This window comes from Klebsiella sp. GN_Kp190, assembly GCF_040061795.1.
In the GTDB taxonomy this organism is placed as follows: domain Bacteria; phylum Pseudomonadota; class Gammaproteobacteria; order Enterobacterales; family Enterobacteriaceae; genus Klebsiella; species Klebsiella michiganensis.
This window is the reverse complement of record NZ_JBEAFN010000005.1, coordinates 398369-424504: the sequence shown is the minus strand read 5'-3', so window position 1 is coordinate 424504 and position 26136 is coordinate 398369. Positions and strand designations below refer to the sequence as shown.

Annotated in this window: 25 protein-coding genes; 21 read left to right on the top strand and 4 right to left on the bottom strand. The window is 56.3% G+C overall.

Annotated features, from left to right (window positions below; translation table 11 throughout):
* Window positions 1-21 precede the first annotated feature (21 nt).
* Entirely contained in the window at window positions 22-3276 is a 3255-nt protein-coding gene (gene rne / locus ABLU67_RS04010) for a ribonuclease E (protein ID WP_265810344.1), read from the bottom strand.
* A gap of 697 nt (window positions 3277-3973) precedes the next feature.
* Here rne and rluC point away from each other — a divergent pair.
* On the top strand, window positions 3974-4927 hold the full coding sequence (gene rluC / locus ABLU67_RS04005; protein WP_014228836.1) for a 23S rRNA pseudouridine(955/2504/2580) synthase RluC: 954 nt from the start codon (window positions 3974-3976) through the stop codon (window positions 4925-4927).
* 12 nt (window positions 4928-4939) lie between these two features.
* Here the strand turns inward: rluC and ABLU67_RS04000 are convergent, their stop codons facing one another.
* Both ABLU67_RS04000 and ABLU67_RS03995 read right to left on the bottom strand, forming a co-directional pair.
* Window positions 4940-6085, bottom strand: a complete 1146-nt coding sequence (locus ABLU67_RS04000; protein WP_014228837.1) for an alpha/beta fold hydrolase — start codon at window positions 6083-6085, stop codon at window positions 4940-4942.
* 199 nt (window positions 6086-6284) lie between these two features.
* Window positions 6285-6869 (bottom strand): nucleoside triphosphate pyrophosphatase, encoded by a 585-nt coding sequence (locus tag ABLU67_RS03995; protein ID WP_004849894.1) that lies wholly within the window; start codon window positions 6867-6869, stop codon window positions 6285-6287.
* A gap of 141 nt (window positions 6870-7010) precedes the next feature.
* Here ABLU67_RS03995 and yceD point away from each other — a divergent pair, with 141 nt between their 5' ends.
* From yceD to ptsG, 14 genes are all read left to right on the top strand, one after another.
* The gene (gene yceD, locus ABLU67_RS03990; RefSeq protein WP_004849895.1) at window positions 7011-7532 is read left to right on the top strand and encodes a 23S rRNA accumulation protein YceD; all 522 of its coding nucleotides are present in this window, start codon (window positions 7011-7013) and stop codon (window positions 7530-7532) included.
* Between the two features lie 16 nt (window positions 7533-7548).
* On the top strand, window positions 7549-7722 hold the full coding sequence (gene rpmF / locus ABLU67_RS03985) for a 50S ribosomal protein L32 (protein WP_004101077.1): 174 nt from the start codon (window positions 7549-7551) through the stop codon (window positions 7720-7722).
* Between the two features lie 202 nt (window positions 7723-7924).
* The gene (gene plsX, locus ABLU67_RS03980; RefSeq protein ID WP_071846169.1) at window positions 7925-9022 is read left to right on the top strand and encodes a phosphate acyltransferase PlsX; all 1098 of its coding nucleotides are present in this window, start codon (window positions 7925-7927) and stop codon (window positions 9020-9022) included.
* 53 nt (window positions 9023-9075) lie between these two features.
* Window positions 9076-10029 carry a beta-ketoacyl-ACP synthase III gene (locus ABLU67_RS03975; protein ID WP_004131395.1) on the top strand — a complete coding sequence of 318 codons (954 nt, stop codon included), beginning with the start codon at window positions 9076-9078 and terminating at the stop codon, window positions 10027-10029.
* Window positions 10030-10044: 15 nt separating this feature from the next.
* Window positions 10045-10974, top strand: a complete 930-nt coding sequence (gene fabD / locus ABLU67_RS03970; RefSeq protein WP_025106909.1) for an ACP S-malonyltransferase — start codon at window positions 10045-10047, stop codon at window positions 10972-10974.
* Between the two features lie 12 nt (window positions 10975-10986).
* Window positions 10987-11721: a 3-oxoacyl-ACP reductase FabG gene (fabG, locus tag ABLU67_RS03965; protein ID WP_004131399.1), complete on the top strand. Its 735-nt coding sequence runs from the start codon at window positions 10987-10989 to the stop codon at window positions 11719-11721.
* Between the two features lie 210 nt (window positions 11722-11931).
* Window positions 11932-12168, top strand: a complete 237-nt coding sequence (acpP, locus tag ABLU67_RS03960; RefSeq protein WP_000103754.1) for an acyl carrier protein — start codon at window positions 11932-11934, stop codon at window positions 12166-12168.
* Window positions 12169-12257: 89 nt separating this feature from the next.
* Window positions 12258-13499 carry a beta-ketoacyl-ACP synthase II gene (gene fabF, locus ABLU67_RS03955; RefSeq protein ID WP_004849908.1) on the top strand — a complete coding sequence of 414 codons (1242 nt, stop codon included), beginning with the start codon at window positions 12258-12260 and terminating at the stop codon, window positions 13497-13499.
* A gap of 145 nt (window positions 13500-13644) precedes the next feature.
* Window positions 13645-14454 (top strand): aminodeoxychorismate lyase, encoded by an 810-nt coding sequence (pabC, locus tag ABLU67_RS03950; RefSeq protein WP_032749600.1) that lies wholly within the window; start codon window positions 13645-13647, stop codon window positions 14452-14454.
* Between the two features lie 2 nt (window positions 14455-14456).
* On the top strand, window positions 14457-15479 hold the full coding sequence (gene yceG, locus ABLU67_RS03945; protein WP_004849912.1) for a cell division protein YceG: 1023 nt from the start codon (window positions 14457-14459) through the stop codon (window positions 15477-15479).
* Window positions 15469-16110, top strand: coding sequence for a dTMP kinase (tmk, locus tag ABLU67_RS03940; RefSeq protein ID WP_025106911.1), 642 nt, complete (start codon window positions 15469-15471; stop codon window positions 16108-16110). Before yceG ends, tmk begins: the two co-directional genes overlap by 11 nt.
* Entirely contained in the window at window positions 16107-17111 is a 1005-nt protein-coding gene (gene holB / locus ABLU67_RS03935) for a DNA polymerase III subunit delta' (protein WP_025106912.1), read from the top strand. Before tmk ends, holB begins: the two co-directional genes overlap by 4 nt.
* 10 nt (window positions 17112-17121) lie before the next feature.
* Window positions 17122-17916, top strand: coding sequence for a metal-dependent hydrolase (locus tag ABLU67_RS03930; protein ID WP_004849918.1), 795 nt, complete (start codon window positions 17122-17124; stop codon window positions 17914-17916).
* A gap of 297 nt (window positions 17917-18213) precedes the next feature.
* Complete coding sequence (ptsG, locus tag ABLU67_RS03925; RefSeq protein ID WP_014228844.1) at window positions 18214-19647, top strand: PTS glucose transporter subunit IIBC; 1434 nt, start codon at window positions 18214-18216, stop codon at window positions 19645-19647.
* Window positions 19648-19747: 100 nt separating this feature from the next.
* Here ptsG and fhuE read toward each other — a convergent pair whose 3' ends face one another.
* A complete protein-coding gene (gene fhuE, locus ABLU67_RS03920) occupies window positions 19748-21931 on the bottom strand; it encodes a ferric-rhodotorulic acid/ferric-coprogen receptor FhuE (RefSeq protein ID WP_348852174.1) in 2184 nt (727 codons plus the stop codon).
* 354 nt (window positions 21932-22285) lie between these two features.
* Between fhuE and hinT the strand changes: the two genes are divergently transcribed.
* The 6 genes from hinT to ycfP are packed head-to-tail and all read left to right on the top strand — an operon-like array spanning window position 22286 to window position 26090.
* Entirely contained in the window at window positions 22286-22642 is a 357-nt protein-coding gene (gene hinT / locus ABLU67_RS03915) for a purine nucleoside phosphoramidase (protein WP_224384730.1), read from the top strand.
* Between the two features lie 5 nt (window positions 22643-22647).
* Window positions 22648-23022: a YcfL family protein gene (locus ABLU67_RS03910; RefSeq protein ID WP_046876504.1), complete on the top strand. Its 375-nt coding sequence runs from the start codon at window positions 22648-22650 to the stop codon at window positions 23020-23022.
* A gap of 12 nt (window positions 23023-23034) precedes the next feature.
* Window positions 23035-23670 carry a penicillin-binding protein activator LpoB gene (gene lpoB, locus ABLU67_RS03905; protein ID WP_014228847.1) on the top strand — a complete coding sequence of 212 codons (636 nt, stop codon included), beginning with the start codon at window positions 23035-23037 and terminating at the stop codon, window positions 23668-23670.
* Complete coding sequence (gene thiK, locus ABLU67_RS03900; protein ID WP_064375048.1) at window positions 23651-24469, top strand: thiamine kinase; 819 nt, start codon at window positions 23651-23653, stop codon at window positions 24467-24469. Before lpoB ends, thiK begins: the two co-directional genes overlap by 20 nt.
* 31 nt (window positions 24470-24500) lie before the next feature.
* Window positions 24501-25511, top strand: coding sequence for a beta-N-acetylhexosaminidase (gene nagZ / locus ABLU67_RS03895; RefSeq protein ID WP_177950401.1), 1011 nt, complete (start codon window positions 24501-24503; stop codon window positions 25509-25511).
* 36 nt (window positions 25512-25547) lie between these two features.
* On the top strand, window positions 25548-26090 hold the full coding sequence (gene ycfP / locus ABLU67_RS03890) for an alpha/beta hydrolase YcfP (protein ID WP_004849931.1): 543 nt from the start codon (window positions 25548-25550) through the stop codon (window positions 26088-26090).
* The last annotated feature ends 46 nt before the right edge of the window (window positions 26091-26136 follow it).

Below are 26136 nucleotides of genomic sequence, written 5' to 3'. Positions count from 1 at the left end.
GCCGGTCTTGTCGAGGTGACGTTACTCTACGGGCTGCGGACGAGTAGGTCCGGCAGCGGCTTTGTGCGTGGCGCTATGACCGCCAGCAGAACCTTTACCGTCAAAATCAAAGTTCGGGCGAACCCACTCGCTTTGACGAGGCGCTTCAGGTACGTAGTCTGGCGCTGGGGCGCGGGTCATCGGCGCCGTGGCGTGACGATTGGCGACCTTAACGACCGGCGCAGCCGTGACAACAGGTTGAGTCGCAACGACCGGCTCCGCCGCTGGTGCAGGTTCAACCACCGGTTCGGAAACAACAGGCGCTTCCTCAACAACCACCGCAGTCTCTTCAACCGCAACAGGTTCAGCGACCGCAGCTTCCGGTTCGACAGCCTCTTGCGCAACGACGTCAACGGCTTCTGCGACAACTTCTTCGGCCACGGCTTCATCGGCTTCGGCAATCAGCTGCGGCTGTTCATCAACCGGGGCGGCGATAGCCTCCGGATGCGTGGTTTCTACGACCGGAACTTCAGGTTCGTTAATCACCGCCACAGGCTCGGTAGTGGCCACTGGCTCGACTGCGCTTTCTGCGGCGACAGCCGGGGCAATGACGTCAGAGACAGCCGGCTCAGCGGCAGCCACTGGCGCGACGACGGGCTCAGCCGCAGTGGTTGAGAACTCCTGAACCTGCACGTCTTCCTGCTGCTGGTCCTGAGGGCGAACCACCGGGTAGCGGATCCACACTTTACCAGACGCCATTTCCGGCGATGCGCAGGCTACGGTCAGCGGCATCGGGGATTGCGTCGGGTAACGCTCATCACGGTAGCGACGACGGCGCTGGCCGCTGACGCGCAGGTGACGAGGGGAACGACGTGAACGACGCGGCATACCGTTAGATTCGCGGGCTTCACCGTTGTCGTCATGTTCCGCAGCGGGTTCAACAACCGCCGGCAGATCGACTTTCGCCAGTTCAGTGCGCGGCGCTGCGGCTTCCGGCTGGACGACCGGCGCTTCGGCGACCTGAGGCGCGGCTACCGGCTCGACAACCTGTTCAGCGGCGGCGGATTCAATACGCACCTTCTGCGCCAGCTGGCGAGGTTTACGACGCGGCATCGTCTGCACGCGCTCTTCCTGCTCGCTCTCCTGAACAACCGGCTCTTCGCGGGTTTGCGCTTTGGCTTCCTGCTGAACCTGACGTTTATCATCGTTACGACGGCGATTACGTTCGCGGCGCGGCTGCTGCTCGTCGCGCGCTTTGCCTTTTTCGCTATCTTCGACCGTTGTCTGGCGGATTTCGCGCGGCTCAGCGTTCTGCTGCTGCTTCTCACGACGGTTGCGGCGGTTTTCTTCACGAGACTCGCGGCCTTCGCTGTTCTCGGCACGACTATCGCGGTTCTCGCGGCTATCGCGATTATCCCGGTTGTCGCGGCGGTCATTGCGATCGCGGCGGTTGTTGGAGCGCGGTTTACGACGATCCTGCTGACGCTCGGATTTCTCTTCCGCTTTTTTCTCAACCTGAACTTCTGCCGGTTTAGTCTCTTCCTCGCTGGAGAACATATTTTTCAGCGCGCTGAAGAAGCGGGCAACCAGGCCAGGCTGCGCCGGCGCTGCCGCTTTCGGTGCGGATGCGGCAGGCGCAACGGTAGCCGCGGCTCTGGCCGGCTCTTCCTGGGCCGGAGCCGGAGGCGCGTCAGGCATGACAAAAGCAGCCAGCGCCGGTTGTTCCGGGAGTTTACGCTCGGCCGGCTCTTCATCAGAAGGCATGGCCATCTCTTCTTCGTGCAGTTTCGGCAGCAGATAGCTCAGCGTGGAGGTCTCTTCGCCCTTACGCACGCGCAGAACAGAGTAGTGCGGCGTTTCCATCTGGTCGTTTGGCACGATAATAACGCGCACATCGGCCTGACGGGTTTCAATCGCGCTTACCGCGGCACGTTTTTCGTTCAGCAGGTAAGAGGCAATCGGCACCGGTACGATAGCGTGAACTTCTTTGGTGTTCTCTTTCAGCGCTTCTTCTTCGATCAAACGCAGAATAGAAAGCGACAGCGATTCGTTATCGCGCACGGTACCCGTTCCGCTACAGCGCGGGCAGACGTGATGGCTGGACTCCCCGAGCGACGGGCTCAGGCGCTGACGCGACATCTCCAGCAGTCCAAAGCGGGAAATATGGCTGATCTGGATGCGCGCTCTGTCCTGACGGACGGCTTCGCGCAGGCGGTTTTCTACCGCACGCTGGTGGCGAACCGGGGTCATATCGATGAAGTCGATAACGATCAGGCCGCCAAGGTCGCGCAGACGCAGCTGACGAGCGATTTCATCGGCTGCTTCAAGGTTGGTATTAAACGCCGTTTCTTCGATGTCGCCGCCGCGGGTGGCGCGTGCGGAGTTGATATCGATAGCGGTCAGCGCTTCGGTGCTGTCGATAACGATAGAACCGCCGGAAGGCAGACGCACTTCACGCTGGAAAGCGGACTCAATCTGCGATTCGATTTGATAGTGGCTGAACAGCGGGATTTCCCCGGTGTACAGTTTGATTTTGCTGCTGAAATCCGGACGACCCAGCGCCGCAATGTGCTGGCGAGCCAGCTCAAGCACCTTCGGGTTGTCGATAAGGATTTCGCCGATATCCTGACGCAGATAGTCGCGGAAAGCGCGCACGATGACGTTGCTTTCCTGATGGATCAGGAACGGAGCAGGGCGGCTGTCTGCGGCTTTCTGGATGGCTTCCCAGTGCTTCAGGCGGAAGCTTAAGTCCCACTGCAGCGCTTCGGCGGATTTGCCGACGCCAGCGGTGCGGACGATAAGTCCCATGCCGTCCGGCAGCTCAAGGCTGGCCAGCGCTTCTTTGAGTTCGGTGCGATCGTCACCCTCGATGCGGCGTGAAATACCGCCAGCGCGTGGGTTATTCGGCATCAGCACCAGATAGCTACCCGCCAGGCTGATAAAGGTGGTCAGCGCGGCGCCTTTATTGCCACGCTCTTCTTTATCGATCTGGACAATCACTTCCTGGCCTTCACGCAGCACGTCCTTGATGTTTGGACGACCGTGAGAATTGTAGTTGGCAGGGAAGTATTCGCGGGCAATTTCTTTGAGAGGGAGGAAACCATGACGCTCGGCACCATAATCAACAAATGCGGCTTCGAGGCTAGGTTCAATACGAGTGATTTTGCCTTTGTAGATGTTCGCTTTTTTCTGTTCGTGCCCGGGGCTTTCGATATCCAGGTCGTACAGGCGCTGCCCATCAACAAGGGCGACGCGCAACTCTTCCTGCTGAGTTGCGTTGATTAACATTCTTTTCATCGTAACTTACTCATTATTCTTACATTGACGACTAAGCTACGGGCAGAGTAACGCCTTACCGGGGAAAACCGATGGCCTCGTGTCTGTTTCACGTCGCCAACCTCACGGCTGTCGCGCGCTTAAGAGGCGCAGAGTGTCGGTCGCCTGTATTTCAAACGGAAACACAGCGCACTTATCAGGGGAACTGCCTGGGATGTATCACCAGAGAAGATTCCATTTATACCCATCGTTTTTCATGCAGCAGGCGTGGCGGCTTAACCTGCTCATCTTAATCATTTGATCCAGATGAGCGCCGGGATATCCCAGTGTGAACGCCTTCCTGCGACGTGAAATCCATAGAGCCTGTACCGGTAAGGACTGCAACCCGCAGCCCGCTAACTGTCTGAAAGATCAATACGTCTTACGCCATTGCTGCGTTGATGATCGGTCAGACAAAATTGGTCATTCCGCTAATTTCTTGTTCTAACAAGTTTCAGCACGGAATACTGCATCATTATTCCATTGCTAAGCTCGTTATAGCAAGTTGACTTTCACCTTTTATCACCCGGTTACTCACAGTTTTTTCACCCGCGTATACAGATTGTTCTAATAACAAACAAAACGATGATGAAGCGTACTGTGAAATCCGGATGATGATAAATATAAGCATATAAAAATGAGTGGCGCTAATGCGTCGGGCTATTTAGAATCGCGCACCATGAAAACTGAGATCCCAAGCGTAAAAATGGTTGCCATTGCTGATGATGAAGCCGGGCAACGTATCGACAACTTTTTGCGTACGCAGCTGAAGGGCGTACCGAAGAGCATGATTTATCGCATCTTGCGTAAAGGCGAGGTGCGGGTTAACAAAAAGCGCGTGAAGCCGGAATATAAGCTGGAAGCCGGCGACGAAGTGCGCATCCCGCCGGTTCGCGTCTCTGAGAAAGAAGAAGAGGCGGTCTCTCCACACCTGCAAAAAGTAGCCGCGCTGGCCGATGTGATTTTATATGAAGACGATCATATCCTGGTGCTTAACAAGCCTTCCGGAACGGCGGTACACGGCGGCAGCGGATTGAGCTTTGGCGTAATTGAAGGTCTGCGCGCGCTGCGTCCGGAAGCGCGTTTCCTGGAGCTGGTGCATCGCCTGGATCGCGACACCTCCGGCGTGCTGCTGGTCGCCAAAAAGCGTTCCGCGCTGCGTTCCCTGCACGAGCAGCTGCGCGACAAAGGAATGCAGAAGGATTACCTGGCGCTGGTGCGCGGGCAGTGGCAGTCGCATACTAAAGTGGTGCAGGCGCCGCTGCTGAAAAATATTCTGCAGAGCGGTGAGCGCATTGTGCGGGTTAACCAGGAGGGGAAACCGTCGGAGACGCGCTTTAAAGTTGAAGAGCGTTATACCCATGCGACGCTGGTGCGCTGCAGTCCGGTGACCGGTCGTACGCATCAAATCCGCGTACATACGCAATACGCCGGCCACCCTATTGCTTTTGACGACCGCTACGGCGACCGTGAATTTGATAAGCAGCTGGCGGGCACCGGCCTTAACCGGCTGTTTCTGCATGCGGCGGCGCTGAAGTTTACCCATCCGGGTAGCGGGGAGATTATGCGCATTGAAGCCCCCTTAGATAATCAGCTTAAGCGCTGCCTGCAGGTCTTGCGTAACGCGAAATGACCGCGCTCAGGCTCAGGGTTTGAGCCACCTGGCAAGCCAGGGGAAAACTTCATCCTGCTGTTGTTGATTAAAAACGTGGCCCAGTTCCGGCCACGTTTTTGTTTCCAGCTTATCCTGCGCGTTTTGCGACGCCCACACTTTATGTACTTTTGCGAAGGCGTCGTTAACGGCTTCCGCCGGGAAGAGCTTATCTTGTCCGCCGCTGTAAATAAGCATCGGTTTTGGCGCGGCAATGCTGGCGATATCGGGAATATCGAGGCGTCCGGATAAGCCAGGGTGAAGCATATAAAACGCCGACTGGCCGCGCAAAACGTTGTTGCCAGGCTGCATCAGGCCGTTCCAGGTTCCAAACCAGGAGATAACCGCAGTCGCGGCGACTTTGTCAGACAGGGCGGCCAGCTGCCAGGCGCGAAAACCGCCCATTGAGAAACCCACGACCCCAATGCGTTGACTATCAACCGTTTTTAAAGTGCTGAGGAAATCGACGGTACGCAGATCTTCATAGGCAACTTCACCAGCCAGCGAGCGCCCCAGGTTAAAGTAGTTGCTGGCGAGGGCCTGCTGCTGCTCGTAGACCATCGGCCCTCGGTCCCCCCAACCCGGGCTATCAATGGCGATGACGACATAGCCGCGCTGCGCCAGTTCATCGCCGATAAACCGACCGCTGAAAAATTTATCCGCCCACGCCTCGGCGCTGGCCAGCCGTGCAGCGTCGTTCCACGGACGGATTAGCTTCTCCTTACCGATATCAAACTTTGAGCCATGGTCGTGCAGCAGAACAATTGCCGGGTGAGGGCCGGGGGAATTTGGCGTCAACATCAGCGCGGCAATCCTGTTATCGTCGGTTACGTTGAAGGCCAGCTTCTCGGCGGTATACGCGCCTCGATTTTCTCTCATCAGCGTTTGCGGCGCGAAGGGGAGTGTCGACGCCGGGGTTAGCAGAGACTGCCGAAGCAGCGTACGAGCCTGCTGTCGCCATTGCTCAAAATCACGGTAGTGGCCAGAGAGCCACGAGTCCGGGTAGGTCATCTGCGCTTTCAACTGCTGCCAGGAGGCGGGGAGATTGCCCTCTACGATGCCCTGGCGCTGCCAGTCATGGGCATTAACGCCGGCGGCGGCCAGCAGGGTGAGGGTCAAAAGCGTAGCGCGGGTTGGCATAGTGGCTCCATTTAAAAATAAAACAACGTTTCATAATGGATTCTAATGGCGCGGGTAAAATAAACTGTGACAGGCGATGCATTAATTAAGTTGGGGTAAACCTGCTCTGCTCCGTTGGGCAGCGGGTAAAACGCGTTGTAAAGTGGCGGCACGCGGCCTCAGGAAGAGACCGCGTGGGATCGGGAGGCCTTTATCATGTTTACGTGAGCAGGGGATTCAACGCTTCCCGGCGCAGCATCTGGCACAGGGCAATGAGCGGCAAACCGACCAGCGCGTTGGGATCGCGCCCCTCAAGCCGTTCGAATAGCGTGATGCCTAAACCTTCGCTTTTAAAGCTTCCGGCGCACTGCAGCGGGTTTTCCTTGCGGATATAGCTCTCAATTTCCTGGTCGCTTAAACGGCGGAAATGAACGTCGAAAGGTTCGCATTCCGTTTGTAGATGACCGTTGGCGGAATTGTACAGCGCCAGGCCGGTATAGAACGTGACGATGGTGCCGCTGGCCTTTCTCAGCTGGCGATGGGCGTTTTCTTCCGTATGCGGTTTGCCGGTAATTTCACCGTCCAGGACACAAACCTGATCGGAGCCTATAATGAGGTGCTGTGGGTAGCGTGCGGCAAGGGCCTGCGCCTTTGCCTGCGCCAGACGCATCACCAGCTGGCGGGCAGGTTCGCCGGGCAGCGGGGTTTCATCAACGTTCGGCGCAGCGCATTCAAAAGGCACCGACAGTTTTTCCAGCAGCATTCGCCGCCACGGCGAGGTTGACGCGAGGATTAGTTCAGACATATTTTTTCATCCACATATAGCGCTTCGCAGAGCATCATTTTAAACTATGCGCCGCAATGTGTGCGAATAAATGGCAAAAGGCAACCTGAGGCTGCCTTTTTCTTTGACTCTATGACGTTACAAAGTTAATATGCGCGCCCTATGCAAAAGGTAAAATTACCCCTGACTCTCGATCCGGTTCGCACGGCTCAAAAACGCTTAGATTACCAAGGTATCTATACCCGTGATCAGGCTGTGCGTGTCGCTGATTCTGTTGTCAGCGTGGACAGCGATGTGGAATGCAGCATGTCGTTCGCTATCGATAACCAGCGTCTTGCCGTTTTAAGCGGCGATGCGACGGTATCGGTAACCCTCGAATGTCAGCGTTGCGGGAAACCGTTCCCCCATCATGTTCACACAACGTATTGTTTCAGCCCCGTCAGAAATGACGAACAGGCCGAAGCACTGCCGGAAGCGTATGAGCCGATTGAGGTTAACGAATTCGGTGAAATCGATCTGCTGGCGCTGGTTGAAGATGAAATCATCCTCGCCTTGCCCGTAGTTCCGGTGCATGATTCTGAACACTGTGAAGTGTCCGACGCGGACATGGTCTTTGGTGAACTGCCTGAAGAGGCACAAAAACCAAATCCATTTGCCGTATTAGCCAGCTTAAAGCATAAGTAATTGAGGAGTAAGGTCCATGGCCGTACAACAGAATAAACCAACCCGTTCCAAACGTGGCATGCGTCGTTCCCATGACGCGCTGACCGCAGTCACCAGCCTGTCTGTAGACAAAGCTTCTGGTGAAAAACACCTGCGTCACCACATCACTGCCGACGGTTTCTACCGCGGTCGCAAGGTTATCGCTAAGTAATCACGCATTACTCCATGGATTTCGCGTTGCAAGAAGACGCAAGCGAGAGAAGCACCAGGAGCATAGCTCACTATGTGACTGGTGTGAACGAGCGCAGTCAACGCACTTGCCGCGTGAAAGACGAAGAGTAAAAGCGTGATGAAGCTTAGTGAGGATCTCCCCGGGTAACTGGGGAATAACCGAACCGAGCAGCGACGATACCTTGACACGTCTAACCCTGGCGTTAGATGTCATGGGCGGGGATTTTGGCCCTTCCGTGACAGTGCCTGCAGCATTGCAGGCACTGAACTCTAATTCACAACTCACACTTCTTTTAGTCGGCGATCCCGACACTATCGCGCCATTACTTGCCAAAGCTGATTTTGAACAACGTTCACGTCTGCAGGTTATCCCTGCGCAGTCAGTTATTGCCAGTGATGCTCGACCCGCGCAAGCGATTCGCGCCAGTCGCGGTAGCTCAATGCGCATTGCGCTTGAGTTAGTGAAAGAAGGGCGGGCGGAGGCCTGCGTCAGTGCGGGTAATACCGGAGCGCTGATGGGGCTGGCGAAGCTGCTGCTTAAGCCCATTGAGGGGATTGAGCGCCCTGCGCTGGTTACTATGTTGCCGCATCAGCTGAAGGGCAAAACGGTGGTGCTGGATTTAGGCGCTAACGTGGATTGCGATAGCACAATGCTGGTGCAGTTTGCCATCATGGGGGCGGTTCTTGCCGAAGAAGCGATCGGTATTAAGGATCCCCGCGTTGCGCTTCTGAATATCGGCGAAGAAGAGATGAAAGGTCTCAGCAGCATTCGCGACGCGGCGGCGGTTTTGAAGACCCTGCCAACCCTCAACTATATTGGGTATCTGGAAGCCAACGAATTGTTGACGGGCAAGACGGATGTTTTGGTTTGTGATGGATTCACGGGCAACGTCACATTAAAAACGATGGAAGGTGTTGTCAGAATGTTCCTTTCACTGTTGAAATCACAGGGAGAGGGGAAAAAAAGGTCGTGGTGGCTGCTTTTATTAAAGCGTTGGTTACAAAAAAGCCTGTCGAGGCGATTCAGTCACCTCAACCCCGACCAGTATAATGGTGCCTGTCTGTTAGGATTACGCGGTTCCGTGATTAAAAGTCATGGGGCTGCCAATCAGCGCGCTTTTTGCGTCGCGATAGAGCAGGCAGTGCAGGCTGTGCAGCGGCAGGTTCCTCAGCGAATTGCCGCTCGCCTGGAATCTTTATACCCTGCAGGTTTCGAATTGCCTGAAGGCGGCAGAAGCGGAAATTCCAGGCCTCAAACCCGGATGACCGGCAACGACTGACGCCTCGCAGTTTGAGTTAACCCGGTATATTACCCAAGAGTGACTGAGCGTACATGTATACGAAGATTATTGGTACCGGCAGCTATCTGCCTGAGCACGTGCGTACGAACGCTGAACTGGAAAATATGGTCGATACGTCTGACGAGTGGATTGTTACTCGTACCGGTATCCGCGAGCGTCGTATTGCCGCACCGAATGAAACAGTTGCTACGATGGGCCTTGAAGCCGCTAAGAATGCGCTGGACATGGCGGGCGTCAAGCCGGAGCAAATTGGTCTGATTATTGTTGCGACCACCTCCGGTACCCATGCGTTTCCTAGCTCGGCATGCCAGATTCAATCAATGTTGGGTATTAAAGGCTGCCCGGCGTTTGACGTCGCTGCGGCCTGCGCGGGGTTCACCTACGCGCTCAGCGTTGCCGATCAATACGTGAAAAACGGTGCGGTGGATTACGCGCTGGTGATCGGCGCTGACGTGCTGGCGCGCACCTGCGATCCTGCCGATCGCGGAACCATTATTATTTTTGGCGATGGCGCCGGTGCCGTGGTGCTGGGCGCTTCTGAAGAGCCGGGCATCATCTCCACCCATCTGCACGCAGATGGCAGCTACGGCGAGCTGCTGACGCTGCCGAACGCCGATCGCGTCGAACCGGAAAACCCCATCTATCTGACGATGGCGGGTAATGAAGTCTTTAAGGTGGCGGTAACCGAGCTGGCGCACATCGTGGACGAGACTTTAGCTGCGAACAACCTCGAGCGCTCTGCACTTGACTGGCTGGTGCCGCATCAGGCCAACCTGCGTATTATCAGCGCCACGGCGAAGAAGCTGGGCATGTCGATGGACAACGTGGTCGTCACGCTCGACAGACACGGCAATACGTCGGCGGCATCTGTTCCCTGTGCGCTGGATGAAGCCGTTCGCGATGGCCGCATTCAACGTGGTCAGCTTATTCTGCTGGAAGCCTTCGGTGGTGGTTTCACCTGGGGTTCCGCGCTGGTTCGTTTTTAGGATAAGGATTTAAACATGACGCAATTTGCTTTTGTGTTCCCGGGACAGGGCTCTCAGAGTGTCGGGATGCTGTCAGATATGGCGGCCGCTTACCCGGTCATTGAAGAGACGTTCCGTGAAGCCTCTGCGGCGTTGGGTTACGATCTGTGGGCGCTTGCACAGCAGGGCCCGGCGGAAGAGTTGAACAAAACCTGGCAGACGCAGCCGGCTCTGCTGACCGCCTCCGTAGCGCTGTATCGCGTCTGGCAGCAGCAGGGCGGTAAAGCGCCCGCTTTGCTGGCGGGCCACAGCCTCGGCGAATACTCTGCGCTGGTATGCGCAGGCGTTATCGATTTTGCTGATGCCGTCCGCCTGGTTGAGATGCGCGGCAGGTTTATGCAGGAAGCGGTACCGGAAGGTACCGGTGCGATGTCCGCGATCATCGGGCTTGACGACGCTGCGATTGCCAAAGCCTGCGAAGAATCTGCTGAAGGGCAGGTGGTTTCTCCGGTAAACTTTAACTCGCCAGGACAGGTGGTTATTGCGGGTAACAAAGAGGCCGTCGAGCGCGCGGGAGCCGCCTGTAAGGCTGCGGGTGCGAAACGTGCCCTGCCGCTGCCGGTCAGCGTACCGTCCCACTGCGCGCTGATGAAGCCGGCGGCGGAAAAACTGGCGGTTGAGCTGCAGAAAATCACCTTTAACGCGCCGACGATTGCGGTGGTAAACAACGTCGACGTGAAAAGTGAAACGGCGCCTGATGCTATCCGTGATGCCCTGGTTCGCCAGCTGTATAGTCCGGTTCAGTGGACCAAAACCGTTGAGTTTATGGCATCACAGGGCGTAGAGCATCTGTATGAAGTTGGTCCGGGTAAAGTCCTCACCGGTCTGACTAAACGTATTGTTGACACCCTGACCGCTTCCGCGCTTAACGAGCCGGCGGCGATGTCTGCGGCGCTTGAGCAATAAAAGAGGAAAACCATGAGTTTTGAAGGAAAAATCGCGCTGGTTACCGGTGCAAGTCGCGGGATTGGCCGCGCAATCGCTGAAACGCTCGTTGCCCGTGGCGCGAAAGTTATCGGTACTGCGACCAGCGAGAGCGGTGCGCAGGCGATCAGCGATTATTTAGGTGCTAACGGTAAAGGTCTGCTGCTGAATGTGACCGATCCTGCATCTATCGAATCTGTTCTGGGAAATATTCGCGCAGAATTTGGTGAAGTTGATATCCTGGTGAACAATGCCGGGATTACTCGTGATAACCTGTTAATGCGCATGAAAGATGATGAGTGGAACGATATTATCGAAACCAACCTGTCATCTGTTTTCCGTCTGTCAAAAGCGGTAATGCGCGCTATGATGAAAAAGCGTCATGGACGTATTATCACTATCGGTTCTGTGGTTGGTACCATGGGAAATGCGGGTCAGGCCAACTACGCTGCGGCGAAAGCGGGTCTGATTGGCTTCAGTAAATCACTGGCTCGCGAAGTTGCGTCCCGCGGTATTACTGTAAACGTTGTTGCTCCGGGCTTTATTGAAACGGACATGACGCGTGCGCTGACCGATGAGCAGCGTGCGGGTACGCTGGCGGCAGTTCCTGCGGGGCGCTTAGGCTCTCCAAATGAAATCGCCAGCGCGGTGGCATTTTTAGCCTCTGACGAAGCGAGTTACATCACCGGTGAAACTCTGCACGTCAACGGCGGAATGTATATGGTCTGACCGAGATTTGTGCAAAACGCTCAGGAACCGCGCAGTCTGTGCGGTTCACCGTAATGTTTTGTACAAAATGATTTGCGTTATGAGGGCAAACAGCCGCAAAATAGCGTAAAATCGTGGTAAGACCTGCCGGGATTTAGTTGCAAATTTTTCAACATTTTATACACTACGAAAACCATCGCGAAAGCGAGTTTTGATAGGAAATTTAAGAGTATGAGCACTATCGAAGAACGCGTTAAGAAAATTATCGGCGAACAGCTGGGCGTTAAGCAGGAAGAAGTTACCAACAATGCTTCCTTCGTTGAAGACCTGGGCGCTGATTCTCTTGACACCGTTGAGCTGGTAATGGCTCTGGAAGAAGAGTTTGATACTGAGATTCCGGACGAAGAAGCTGAGAAAATCACTACTGTTCAGGCTGCCATTGATTACATCAACGGCCACCAGGCGTAAGTGAACATCTCCAGGCGGTCATTCGACCGCCTGAGTTTTATCTATATTTTGTCCCACAAGAATCTATTTTCCCTCCCTGGAGGACAACCGTGTCTAAGCGTCGTGTAGTTGTGACCGGACTGGGCATGTTGTCTCCTGTCGGCAATACCGTAGAGTCTACCTGGAAAGCTCTCCTTGCCGGTCAGAGTGGCATCAGCCTGATCGACCATTTCGATACTAGCGCCTATGCAACGAAATTTGCTGGCTTAGTAAAGGATTTTAACTGTGATGACTTCATCTCGCGCAAAGAACAGCGCAAGATGGACGCCTTCATTCAATATGGAATTGTCGCTGGCATTCAGGCCATGCAGGATTCTGGCCTTGAAGTGACGGAAGAGAATGCTACCCGCATCGGTGCCGCTATTGGTTCCGGTATTGGCGGGCTTGGCCTGATCGAAGAAAACCACAGTTCGCTGGTAAAAGGCGGACCGCGTAAGATCAGCCCGTTCTTTGTTCCTTCCACAATCGTTAACATGGTGGCCGGGCATCTGACCATCATGTTTGGTCTGCGTGGACCAAGCATTTCCATCGCAACCGCCTGCACGTCTGGCGTACACAACATTGGTCACGCCGCGCGCGTTATCGCCTATGGCGATGCTGACGCAATGGTCGCCGGTGGTGCGGAAAAAGCCAGTACCCCGCTGGGCGTAGGCGGCTTTGGTGCAGCGCGCGCGCTGTCCACGCGCAATGACAACCCGCAGGCGGCAAGCCGTCCATGGGATAAAGAGCGTGACGGTTTCGTGCTCGGCGACGGCGCCGGCATGGTCGTGCTGGAAGAGTATGAGCACGCGAAAAAACGCGGCGCGAAAATCTATGCGGAAATCGTCGGCTTTGGTATGAGCAGCGATGCCTACCATATGACTTCGCCACCGGAAGATGGTGCTGGAGCCGCGCTGGCGATGGTGAACGCCATTCGTGATGCTGGCATTGAAGCTAGCCAGATTGGCTACGTCAACGCCCACGGCACCTCTACGCCGGCAGGCGATAAAGCAGAAGCGCAGGCGGTGAAATCTGTCTTCGGTGACGCTGCCAGCCGCGTCATGGTCAGCTCGACTAAGTCAATGACCGGCCACCTGCTGGGCGCCGCGGGCGCAGTAGAGTCTATCTACTCCATCCTCGCGCTGCGCGATCGGGCGGTTCCGCCAACCATCAACCTGGATAACCCGGATGACGGTTGCGATCTGGACTTCGTTCCGCACGAAGCGCGTCAGGTTAGCGATCTGGAGTATACCCTGTGTAACTCCTTCGGCTTCGGCGGCACTAACGGCTCGCTAATCTTTAAAAGGGTGTGATGCGCGCCTGACGCCACGTCTTTGCTGACGTCAATGCTCATCGAAAAACTGGCCCGCTCGTCGGGCCTTTTTTTATTCAGTTTTCTCCGCTTGTTCAATGTATCTCCTCCTGCGAAACTAACCGGCCAGCGATAAGGAGACTTTTATGTATTTGATAAATGGCGCTGAAAGTGAAACGCTTGCGGTGAACGATCGCAGCGTTCAGTTCGGCGATGGCTGCTTTACCACGGCGCGCATCGTCAGAGGCCGGGTTCAGCTGCTGTCAGCCCATCTGGCCCGCCTGCAGAAGGCCTGTGAACAGCTCTTTATCCCCTACGACGACTGGGCGCTATTAGCGCAGGAGATGGCGCATCTGGCACAGCCCCATCAGGATGGCGTGCTGAAGGTCATCATCACGCGCGGGGCGGGGGGGCGCGGATACAGCGCTGCCGGCTGCGTGAATCCCGTGAGAATCCTCAGCGTATCGCCCTGGCCGGAGCACTATCTTCGCTGGCGCGAGGAGGGGATCTCTGTGACGTTGAGCCCTGTCAGGCTGGGACGCAATCCCTCGCTCGCCGGCCTCAAACACCTTAATCGGCTGGAGCAGGTGCTGATTCGTTCTCATCTTGAGCAGACGGACGCCGATGAAGCGCTGGTCCTTGACAGCGACGGGTGGCTTACGGAATGCTGTGCCGCGAACTTATTCTGGCGTAAAGGATGCGACGTCTTTACCCCGCGCCTCGATCAGGCGGGGGTCAACGGTATTATGCGCCAGTACATTCTCGCTAGGCTGGCACCATCGCCGTTTCGCGTTGTCGAAGCCACCATGCGCCCAGAGGCGTTACGCGAAGCCGACGAGGTCCTTGTCTGTAACGCATTAATGCCGCTGGTGCCTGTTCGCCGCTGGAACGATAAACGTTGGTCCACGCGCGAGCTTTATCATTTTTTAGCCCCCTTGTGTGAGCTGTCTGATTAGCCATGAAGAAAATGTTACGTTTCATTCTGCTGTTGGTGGTGGTGCTGGGCATCGCCGCGGGCATCGGTATGTGGAAAGTTCGCCAGCTGGCGGACAGTAAGTTACTGATTAAAGAAGAGACCATCTTTACCCTTGAGGCCGGAACGGGGCGCCTGGCGCTTGGGCAACAGCTGTATAGCGATAAAGTCATTAACCGCCCTCGGGTGTTCCAGTGGCTGCTGCGCATCAAGCCTGAGCTGTCCCACTTTAAAGCCGGGACCTATCGCTTCACGCCTGATATGACGGTACGCCAGATGCTGCAGCTGCTCGCCAGCGGTAAAGAGGCGCAGTTTCCGCTGCGCTTCGTTGAAGGTATGCGGGTGAGTGACTACCTGCGTCAGCTGCGCGATGCGCCTTACGTCAAGCATACGCTGGCGGATGACAGCTATGAAACCGTGGCGAAGGCCCTTGAACTGGAACATCCCGATTGGGTCGAAGGCTGGTTCTGGCCGGATACCTGGATGTATACCGCCAATACCAGCGATGTGGCGATCCTTAAGCGCGCGCATCAGAAGATGGTTGCCGCGGTCGATAAAGCCTGGGAAGGGCGGATGGAGAATCTGCCGTATCATGATAAGAATCAGCTGCTGACGATGGCCTCTATCATTGAAAAAGAGACGGCGCTGCCGGAAGAGCGCGACCGCGTCGCATCGGTATTTATTAATCGTTTACGTATCGGCATGCGTCTGCAAACCGATCCCACCGTGATTTACGGGATGGGGGAGAGTTATAATGGCAAATTGACGCGTAAAGACCTGGAAACGCCGACCGCTTACAATACCTATGCCATTAACGGTATGCCGCCCGGACCCATTGCCGCACCGGGCGAGGCCTCGCTGAACGCCGCCGCGCATCCGGCGAAAACGCCGTATCTTTATTTTGTCGCGGACGGTAAGGGCGGGCATACGTTTAACACCAACCTGGCCAGCCATAACCGCTCGGTTCAGGATTATTTGAAAGTACTTAAGGAAAAAAATGCGCAGTAACTATATCGTCATCGAGGGCCTGGAGGGCGCAGGGAAAACCACCGCGCGTGAATGTGTGGTAGAGACGCTAAAACAGCTGGGCGTTAGCGATATGGTGTTTACCCGCGAACCGGGCGGCACCATTCTGGCCGAGAAGCTGCGCAGCCTGGTGCTGGATATTCAGTCCACCGGCGATGAAGTGATTAATGATAAAGCGGAAGTGCTGATGTTTTACGCGGCGCGCGTACAGCTGGTAGAGACGGTGATTAAACCCGCTCTGGCGCGCGGTCAATGGGTCATTGGCGATCGTCACGATCTCTCTACCCAGGCCTATCAGGGCGGCGGTCGCGGTATCGACCAGACGATGCTGGCGACCCTGCGTGACGCGGTACTGGGAGACTTTCGTCCCCATCTGACGCTTTATCTTGATGTGACTCCGGAGGTGGGCCTGAAGCGCGCCCGCGCCCGCGGCGAACTTGACCGAATTGAGCAGGAGTCGCTGGATTTCTTTAATCGAACTCGTGCGCGCTACCTTGAACTGGCGGCGCAGGATCCCACCATCCGCACCGTTGACGCCACCCAGCCGCTGGAGGCCGTCGAGCGCGACATCCGTGCGGTGGTGAATCGGTGGGTTGCGGAGCAACTCCCATGAAATGGTATCCGTGGTTACGCCCGCCCTTTGAACAGCTGGTTGCCAGCTATCAGGCGGGACGGGGCCACCATGCGCTGATGGTCCAGGCGCTGCCGGGCATGGGGAGCGATGCGCTGATTTACGCGCTTTGTCGCTTTCTGATGTGCCGCCAGCCGGAAGGGCATAAAAGCTGCGGTCATTGCCACAGCTGTCAGCTGATGCAGGCCGGTACCCATCCTGATTATTATGCGTTGACCCCGGAAAAGGGGAAGAGCTCGCTCGGGATCGATGCCGTGCGCGAAGTGAGCGAAAAGCTTTATGAGCACGCCCGGCTTGGCGGCGCGAAGGTGGTGTGGATAGGCGATGCCGCTATGCTGACGGATGCGGCGGCAAACGCGCTGCTGAAAACGCTGGAGGAGCCGCCGGAGAATACCTGGTTCTTCCTGGCCTGTCAGGAGCCAGCGCGCCTGCTGGCAACGCTGCGCAGCCGCTGTCGTTTGTATCACCTTGCTCCGCCTTCAGAACGTTACGCGCTGGCGTGGTTAGAGCGGGAAGTGACGATGTCACAAGACGCGCTGCTCGCGGCGCTGCGGCTGAGCGCCAACGCGCCAGCGGCAGCGCTGGATCTGCTGCAGGATGCTCACTGGGCACCGCGCCAGCAGCTTTGTCAGATCCTGGGTAATATTTTAACTCACGGCGACTGGCTGACGCTGTTGCCGATTTTGAACCATGAACAGGCCGCGATTCGCCTGCACTGGCTGGCATCGCTGCTGGTCGATGCGCAAAAAAGGCAGCAGGGGATTACGCTTATCAGCAATCCGGACGCCTGGCCACTGGTCAATCAGCTGGCCGCTGCGCTGCCGGCGGCGCGCCTGCAGGCGATTGCGCGTGACGTCAGCGCCTGCCGCGAACAGCTTTTGAGCGTTGTCGGCATTAATCGCGAACTGCTGCTAACCGAGCGCCTTCTGCGCTGGGAACATTACCTGCAACCCGGGGCGGTTCTTCCCGTATCCCACCTCTGAGAGAGACATCATGTTTTTAGTCGACTCCCATTGCCATCTCGATGGCCTGGATTATCAAACGCTGCATAAAGATGTGGACGATGTACTGGCAAAGGCTTCCGCGCGCGATGTGAAATTTTGCCTGGCGGTGGCGACGACGCTGCCGGGATACCGCGGTATGCGCGAGCTGGTGGGGCAGCGTCACGACGTCGTTTTTTCCTGCGGCGTCCATCCGTTAAACCAGGATGAAGAGTATGACGTTGAAGAGCTGCGCAAACTCGCAGCAGAGGACGGCGTCGTCGCGATGGGCGAGACCGGGCTCGATTATTTCTACACGCCGGAAACAAAAGCGCGTCAGCAGGCGTCGTTTCGCGATCATATCCGTATAGGCCGGGAGCTGAATAAGCCGGTTATTGTTCACACCCGCGATGCCCGCGCCGATACGCTGGAAATTTTACGCGAAGAAAAAGTGACGGATTGCGGTGGCGTACTACACTGTTTCACTGAGGATAGGGAGACAGCGGGTAAGCTGCTGGATATGGGGTTCTATATCTCGTTTTCCGGCATTGTGACGTTCCGTAATGCGGAGCAACTTCGCGATGCTGCGCGCTATGTACCTCTCGATCGCCTGCTGGTGGAGACCGATTCGCCGTATCTGGCGCCGGTACCGCATCGCGGCAAAGAGAACCAGCCGGCGATGGTCCGGGACGTCGCCGAGTATATGGCGGTCCTCAAGGGCGTATCGCTGGAGCAGCTGGCACAACAGACGACTGAAAATTTCGCGACGCTTTTTCATATTGACCCCTCCCGGCTGCAACCTCTCTGATATTGCTTATTATTTTAAGGCTCGTAATTAATAGCTAAAGCGAGTAAAGTTCACCGCCACAAATGGGGCGGTGAAGGTTTTTTGGCAACATTCAGACACGAGTTATGTAAATCAATGTCAGTTTTTAATGGGTGTCTGATTGAAACGTGATAGCCGTCAAACAATCATCCCGGTAATTATTTTACTCTGTGTAATAAATAAAGGGCGCTTAGATGTCCTGTCCACGGCGCGGTTCTCCCCCCGGGCCAATGCGTGAAAACGTAAAAAAGCACCAAATACTCAGGAGCACTCTCAATTATGTTTAAGAATGCATTTGCTAACCTGCAGAAGGTCGGTAAATCGCTGATGCTGCCGGTATCCGTACTGCCTATCGCAGGTATCCTGCTGGGCGTCGGTTCCGCAAACTTCAGCTGGCTGCCAGCCGTAGTTTCCCACGTCATGGCGGAAGCGGGCGGTTCGGTCTTCGCTAACATGCCGCTGATTTTTGCTATCGGTGTCGCACTTGGCTTCACCAATAACGACGGCGTATCCGCTCTGGCATCGGTCGTCGCTTACGGCATCATGGTGAAAACCATGGCCGTGGTTGCACCTCTGGTTCTGCATTTACCTGCTGAAGAGATTGCGGCTAAACACCTGGCGGATACCGGCGTCCTCGGCGGTATCATCTCCGGTGCCATCGCAGCCTACATGTTCAACCGCTTCTATCGCATTAAGCTGCCTGAGTATCTGGGCTTCTTTGCGGGCAAGCGTTTTGTGCCAATTATCTCCGGCCTGGCAGCGATCTTCACTGGCGTGATCCTGTCCTTTATCTGGCCACCGATCGGTACCGCAATCCAGACTTTCTCCCAGTGGGCCGCTTACCAGAACCCGGTTGTCGCGTTCGGTATCTACGGGTTCATTGAGCGCTGCCTGGTGCCGTTTGGTCTGCACCACATCTGGAACGTTCCTTTCCAGATGCAGATTGGTGAATACACCAACGCAGCAGGTCAGGTCTTCCACGGTGATATTCCGCGCTATATGGCAGGCGACCCGACTGCGGGCAAACTGTCCGGCGGCTTCCTGTTCAAAATGTACGGTCTGCCGGCCGCCGCTATCGCTATCTGGCACTCTGCTAAACCAGAAAACCGCGCGAAAGTGGGCGGTATCATGATCTCCGCAGCGCTGACCTCGTTCCTGACCGGTATTACCGAGCCGATCGAGTTCTCGTTCATGTTCGTTGCGCCGATCCTGTACATCATCCACGCGATTCTGGCAGGTCTGGCCTTCCCGATCTGTATCCTGCTGGGTATGCGTGACGGTACGTCGTTCTCTCACGGCCTGATCGACTTCATCGTTCTGTCTGGCAACAGCAGCAAGCTGTGGCTGTTCCCGATCGTCGGTATCTGCTACGCGATTGTTTACTACGTGGTGTTCCGCGTGCTGATCAAAGCGCTGGATCTGAAAACCCCGGGTCGTGAAGACGCCACCGAAGACAGCAAAGCTGGCGCGACCAGCGAAATGGCTCCGGCTCTGATTGCCGCGTTCGGCGGTAAAGAGAACATTACTAACCTCGACGCATGTATCACTCGTCTGCGCGTGAGCGTGGCGGATGTGGCGAAAGTTGATCAGGCTGGCCTGAAAAAACTGGGTGCCGCAGGCGTGGTTGTTGCAGGTTCAGGCGTTCAGGCTATTTTCGGTACCAAATCCGATAACCTGAAAACTGAAATGGATGAATACATCCGCAACAGCTAAGTTGTGATATGGGGAGACTAAGGCAGCCTACGGGCTGCCTTTTTTAATGGCCGCAGGCGTTAAAAAGCGCGCCCGCGGCTTTTGTCACGTTAAGCCGAGATCAGAACTGATAGCTGGCCGTAATGCTGACGTTGCGCGGTTCGCCGTAGACGATGGAACCATCGACGTTGGTGTCGTAGGTTTTGTCGAACAGGTTATTGACGTTACCCTGCACAGCAAAATTTTTAGTGACCTGGTAGCGAGTGAACACATCCACCAGCGCGTAGCTGCCTTGTTCCGCACGGAACGTCCCGTACGGCGTCGCGGTATCTTTATACACCCGGTTCTGCCAGTTAACGCCGCCGCCGACGGTCAGTTCAGGCATTACCGGCAGACGGTAGCGGGTGAACAGCTTGACGCTGGTACGCGGCAGGTTGGGATTCACCGCATTGCCTTCATTGTCTTCAGCGACAAAACGCGTCGCCCCAAAGGTCATCTGCCAGTTATCGGTAATCGCCCCGTTGATTTCGAACTCCACCCCTTTGCTTACGGTACCGTCGACGGTTTTATAGGCTGCTTCGCCGTTACTGCCGGGGATTTGCCCGCCGGTCGCCTGGCCGAGGTTATCCTGCTCGATGCGGAATAGGGCGAGCGTCGTCGTTAACCGGCTGTCCATCCAGTCCGACTTCAGGCCCACTTCATAGTTGTTTCCGGTAACCGGGGTCAGGTATTTACCGGAACTATCGCGCTTATTCTGCGGCTGGAAGACCGAGGTATAGCTGGTGTAGGCCGACCAGCTGTCGTTGATGTCGTAAACCAGCCCGGCGTACGGGGTGGTATGGTTTTTCTCCATCGTGTAGGTCAGCGTCTCGATGCTCCAGTTGTTATAGCGGACGCCAAGAATCAGATGCAGCGGGTCAAGCAGGGAAAAACGCGTCGCCGCATACAGCGACTTCATTCGCGTGGTATCGTCCTGCGCCAGGCTCTGCGGGCCCCAGCTGGTTTCCGGGAATGTCGCGCTATTGAAGCTATAGAAGCTGCCAACCTCATCGGGAAAGACGTTTGCCCACGAACTGAAATAGCGGTTGTTTTGTTTACTGTAGCTGGTGCCGATCATCAGGTTGTGCTGGCGACCAAACAGGTCGTAGCCGCCGTCGGCGAACAGGTCAACGGCGTCGACTTTACGTTTGCCGCTATTCCAGCCGGTACCGCCGACGTAATCATAGCCCGGGCCGTAGCTGCTATAGGGGCCCACCAGCATTCCGGTCGCTTTGTTGACGTACGCGTCCACGTACATCATCTTGCTGTCGAACGTGATCTCAGAATGGGTGGCATTCATCGTTGCCTGCCAGGTATCGGCAAAGCGCTGTTTTAGCGTGACGAAGACCTTGTTGATCTCTTTGTCGTTATAGGCCCAGTCGGGCGCGGTGCTGTGGGCGCGGTCATAGCGGTTCTTGCTGCCATCGGTATTCCAGCGAGGCAGGCCACCCCATGTCGGGCTATTCACGTCGATACGCTGATACTCGTAGCCAGCGGATAAAGCGGACGACGTACCGAGATCGGCATCAAGAATGCCGGAGAAGAACGTTTTTTCGCTGTTATAGCGATCCAGCCACGAGTCATTATTTTGATAACCGGCGATAATGCGCGCCCGTACGCTGCCATCGTCAGTCAGCGGGCTTTGCATATCAGCAACGTAGCGCTGCTTATTCCAGCTGCCGTACTCCGCAGAGACATTTCCCTTGAACTCCCGACTGGTCGCGTGCTTGCGGATCATATTGACCGACGCGGCAGGGTTGCCGGTACCGGTCAGCAAGCCGTTGGCGCCGCGTACGACCTCAACCCGTTCGAAGAGGGCCATATCGGAAAGCGCGTCGCCCAGATTCCAGCGAGATTCAAACCAGGTCGGAATGCCATCGACCATATAATTGTCGATCTCAAAACCGCGGGAATAATAGCTGGTGCGGTCTGAGTCCGCCTGGCTGCTGCTGATCCCCATGGTATGGTCCATGACGTCGCCCAGCGTTTGCAGCTGCTGATCCCGCATCCGCTGTTCGGTAATGATACTGACCGATTGCGGGATATCGCGCTGGGCCATCTCCATTTTAGTCCCGGCTGAGGTGGTTCTGACGCTGTAGTCCTGCTCTTGTGTCTCCGAGGCGCTATCTGCGGAACCTTCTACAATAATAGTGTCTTCGGACGTGCCGGCTGCCTGACTGAGGTTGGGAAAGATCGCCAGCGCGATACCCATAGCAAGCAGGGACGGCGCGTTACGCCCATCCCGAAAGTTGGTGGAGAGAGACATCATAAGCCCTTGATCGTGTGATTGTTGTTATTTGCTGCGGCGCGATGGCCGCGGTAGATCGTCAGTGCACTGTATTTGCTTTGAATGCAAATGAGAAATATACGCATTAATATTTAATGTGTAAACAAGCGGGAAAACGGCTGTACCCGGGTCTTGTTGACCGGTACCGGGGGGGCATACAGCGAAGAAACGCTTAATCCGTCAGCAGCTAAGCGCTTGGTCGCGTAAGAAAAAACGCATTCAGGTTGAAAGAGGGGGAGTAACTCGCTCATACTCTTAGGGGAATCCTGTGCATCCGCGTTTACCTGCAGAGGCAGGCCAGAGCACGGTATAAAAATTATTAAGGAATCAGTCATGGCAGAAGAAACGATTTTCAGCAAAATCATTCGCCGGGAAATCCCGTCGGATGTGGTTTATCAGGATGAGCTCGTGACCGCTTTTCGCGACATCTCTCCGCAGGCGCCAACCCATATTCTGATCGTTCCCAATATCCTGATTCCCACCGTCAACGATGTGACCGCAGAGCACGAGCTTGCCCTGGGACGCATGATGACCGTCGCGGCGAAAATCGCCCGCGATGAGGAGCTTGCCGACGATGGCTATCGCCTGATCGTCAACTGCAATCGCCACGGGGGCCAGGAGGTCTACCATGTCCATATGCACCTGCTGGGCGGCCGTCCGTTAGGCCCGATGCTGGCTCATAAAGGTTAACATTCATGCGCGCAGCCCACTTCGGCGCACTTCTGGCCGTGACGTTACTGGTCGGGTGCAGTTCACATCCGGAAATTCCGGTCAGCGATCAGCAAAGTCTGGTGATGGAATCAAACGTACTGGCAGCGGGCATCAGCGCTGAAGTACCGACGGTGACCGCATCCGAGATTCAGGCGACGGCGACCACCCGATTGTTCAATGAACGCCAGGTACCGGTGACCGTGCATTATCGCTTTTTCTGGTATGACGCCAGAGGGCTGGAAATGCATCCGCTGGAGTCCGCGCGCAGCATAACGGTGCCTGCGCACTCTTCCGTTACGCTTTATGGCAGCGCCAATATTCTGGGGGCGCACAAGGCCCGTCTTTATCTTTATCTGTAAGAGGTAATCGTAATGATTAAACTATGTCGCTATGCATTAGTTACCGCACTGGCGATATTCCTTGCCGGATGCGTGGGTCAACGTCAGGAACCCGCTCCCGTTGAGGAAGCGCAGCCGAAGCCGCAGCAGCCCGTTCAGCCGCAGCCGACTGTGCCGACTATTCCCGTGATACCTACGCAGCCGGGTCCGATTGAACACGGCGAGCAGCCAGCGCAGCCGGCGCCGCGCGTGCGTCATTTTGACTGGAATTCCGCGGTGCAGCCGATGATTGGGCAGATGCTGCAGGCCAGCGGCGTAAATGCGGGCAGCATTTTGCTGGTCGACAGCGTCAATAACCGCACCAACGGCACGTTGAATGCGGGAGAGGCCACCACGGCGCTGCGCAACGCGCTGGAAGGCAATGGAAAATTCACCCTGGTCTCGCAGCAGCAGCTGGGCGTAGCTAAACAGCAGCTTGGCCTGTCGCCGCAGGATAGCCTTGGCAGCCGCAGTAAAGCGATGGGTATTGCGCGTACCGTTGGCGCACAGTACGTGCTCTATTCCAACGCGACCGGCAACGTCAATTCCCCTGAGCTGAAAATGCAGCTAATGCTGGTCCAGACCGGCGAAATTATCTGGTCAGGCAAAGGTGCTGTTCAGCAACAATAAGCTCACGCGCGATGAAGTGTTGTCGCGCTTTTTCCCGCGCTATACGCCTGTCGCCGCGCCGTCCCAAATCGGGCTGAGCGGCGGCAGCTGCATTCTCAGCGATGGTCGGCAAAAGCGGGTGCTGCGCCAGCCGCACGATCCGCATGCGCCGGCCTGCGACTTTCGCCGTCAATATCACGTCCTGTCACGCCTTCCCGATTCGTTAGCGCCCGCGCCGGTGTTTTATTCTCCCGCCTGGATGGTGGTGGAATATTGCTCAGGCGATGTGGTTACCGCATTACCGGAGTGTCCGGCGCTCGCAGGGTTACTGTATCATCTGCACCAGCAGCCGCGCTTTGGCTGGCGTATCGCGCTGCGGCCGCTGCTTGAGCGGTACTGGCAACAGTGCAGCCCCGCGCGGCGCACACCGCAGTGGCTACGCTGGCACAAACGGCTGCTGCGTCGCGGCGAGCCCCGGCCGCTGCGTCTCGCCCCGTTACATATGGATGTCCATGCGGGCAACATTGTTCACGGCGAGGCGGGACTGCGGCTGATTGACTGGGAATATGCGGGCGATGGCGATGTCGCGCTGGAGCTGGCGGCGGTGTGGATCGAGCCCGCCGCGCATCGTCGGCTAGCCGCAGAATACGCGAGACGGGCGAGCATCGATGAGCTTCAGCTCTGGCGGCAAATTCAGCGCTGGCGTCCGTGGGTGCAGCTGCTGATGGCGGGCTGGTACGAGCGGCGCTGGCAGCAAACCGGCGACCGGCAGTTTATTGCGCTGGCGGATGAGGCATGGCGCCAGTTAGACAAAAAGTAAAAGGATAAGAGAGGTGGATGTGGGCCCGGTAATGTTGGATGTCGAAGGTTTTGAACTGGATGCGGAAGAGCGTGAGATTCTGGCGCATCCTTTGGTTGGCGGGCTGATCCTGTTTACCCGCAACTATCACGATCCGGCGCAGCTGCGTGAGCTGGTCCGCCAGATCCGCGAGGCTTCGCGCAACCATCTGGTGGTGGCGGTAGATCAGGAAGGCGGGCGCGTGCAGCGTTTCCGCGAGGGTTTTACCCGCCTCCCCGCGGCGCAATCTTTCGCCGCGCAGCTCGGCATGGAGGAGGGCGGTAAGCTGGCCGCAGAGGCCGGCTGGCTGATGGCCAGCGAAATGATCGCCATGGATATTGATATCAGCTTTGCGCCGGTTCTGGACGTTGGGCATATCAGCGCCGCTATTGGCGAGCGATCCTATCACGACGATCCCGACAAAGCCCTGGCGATAGCTCGTCATTTTATTGACGGCATGCACGCCGCGGGAATGAAAACCACCGGTAAGCACTTTCCCGGACACGGCGCGGTGACGGCCGATTCCCATAAAGAGACGCCGCGCGATCCGCGCGCGGAAGCGGAAATTCGCGCCAGAGATATGGCCATCTTCCGTACGCTGATTGGCGAGCAGCGGCTTGATGCGATCATGCCCGCCCACGTCATCTACAGCGACGTTGACCCGCGTCCGGCCAGCGGATCTGCGCACTGGCTAAAAACGGTTCTGCGCGGTGAGCTGGGATTTGAAGGGGTGATTTTCTCTGACGATCTGTCGATGGAAGGGGCGGCGATTATGGGCAGCTACGCCGAGCGCGGCCAGGCATCGCTGGATGCGGGTTGCGATATGATCCTTGTCTGCAATAATCGTAAGGGTGCGGTCAGCGTGCTGGATAACCTGTCGCCGATCAAAGCAGAACGTGTTACGAAATTGTATCATAAAGGTTCCTTTAGCCGTCAGGCGTTAAGGGATTCCGCCCGCTGGAAGACGATCAGCGCGCAGCTTGAGCAGCTTCACGCGCGCTGGCAAGAGGCGAAATCCGCGTAATAAACCTGAAAGGCGTTGTTGTCTGGTGAGGATGCGATGATTATCTATTTACATGGTTTTGACTCAAACAGCCCCGGTAACCATGAGAAGGTGCTTCAGCTTCAGTTTATTGACCCCGATGTTCGGTTGATTAGCTACAGCACGCGGCATCCCAAACATGATATGCAGCACTTATTAAAAGAGGTCGATAAGATGCTGCAGCTGAGCGCCGACGATCGGCCGCTGATTTGCGGCGTGGGTCTCGGCGGCTTCTGGGCGGAGCGAATTGGCTTTCTTTGCGATATCCGCCAGGCCATTTTTAACCCGAACCTGTTTCCCAATGAAAACATGGAAGGGAAAATTGATCGGCCGGAAGAGTATGCGGATATTGCCACCAAATGCGTGAATAATTTCCGCGAAAAAAACCGCGATCGCTGCCTGGTGGTGCTATCTCGTCAGGACGAAGCGCTGAATAGCCAGCGTTCGGCGGACCTGCTGCACCATTACTATGAGATAATCTGGGATGAAGAGCAGACCCACAAGTTCAAGAATATCTCCCCGCATCTCCAGCGCATAAAAGCCTTCAAAACCCTCGGCTAAACGCGCGCCGGCCCGCAATGTGAAAACATCGCGGGCTTTTTTTTAT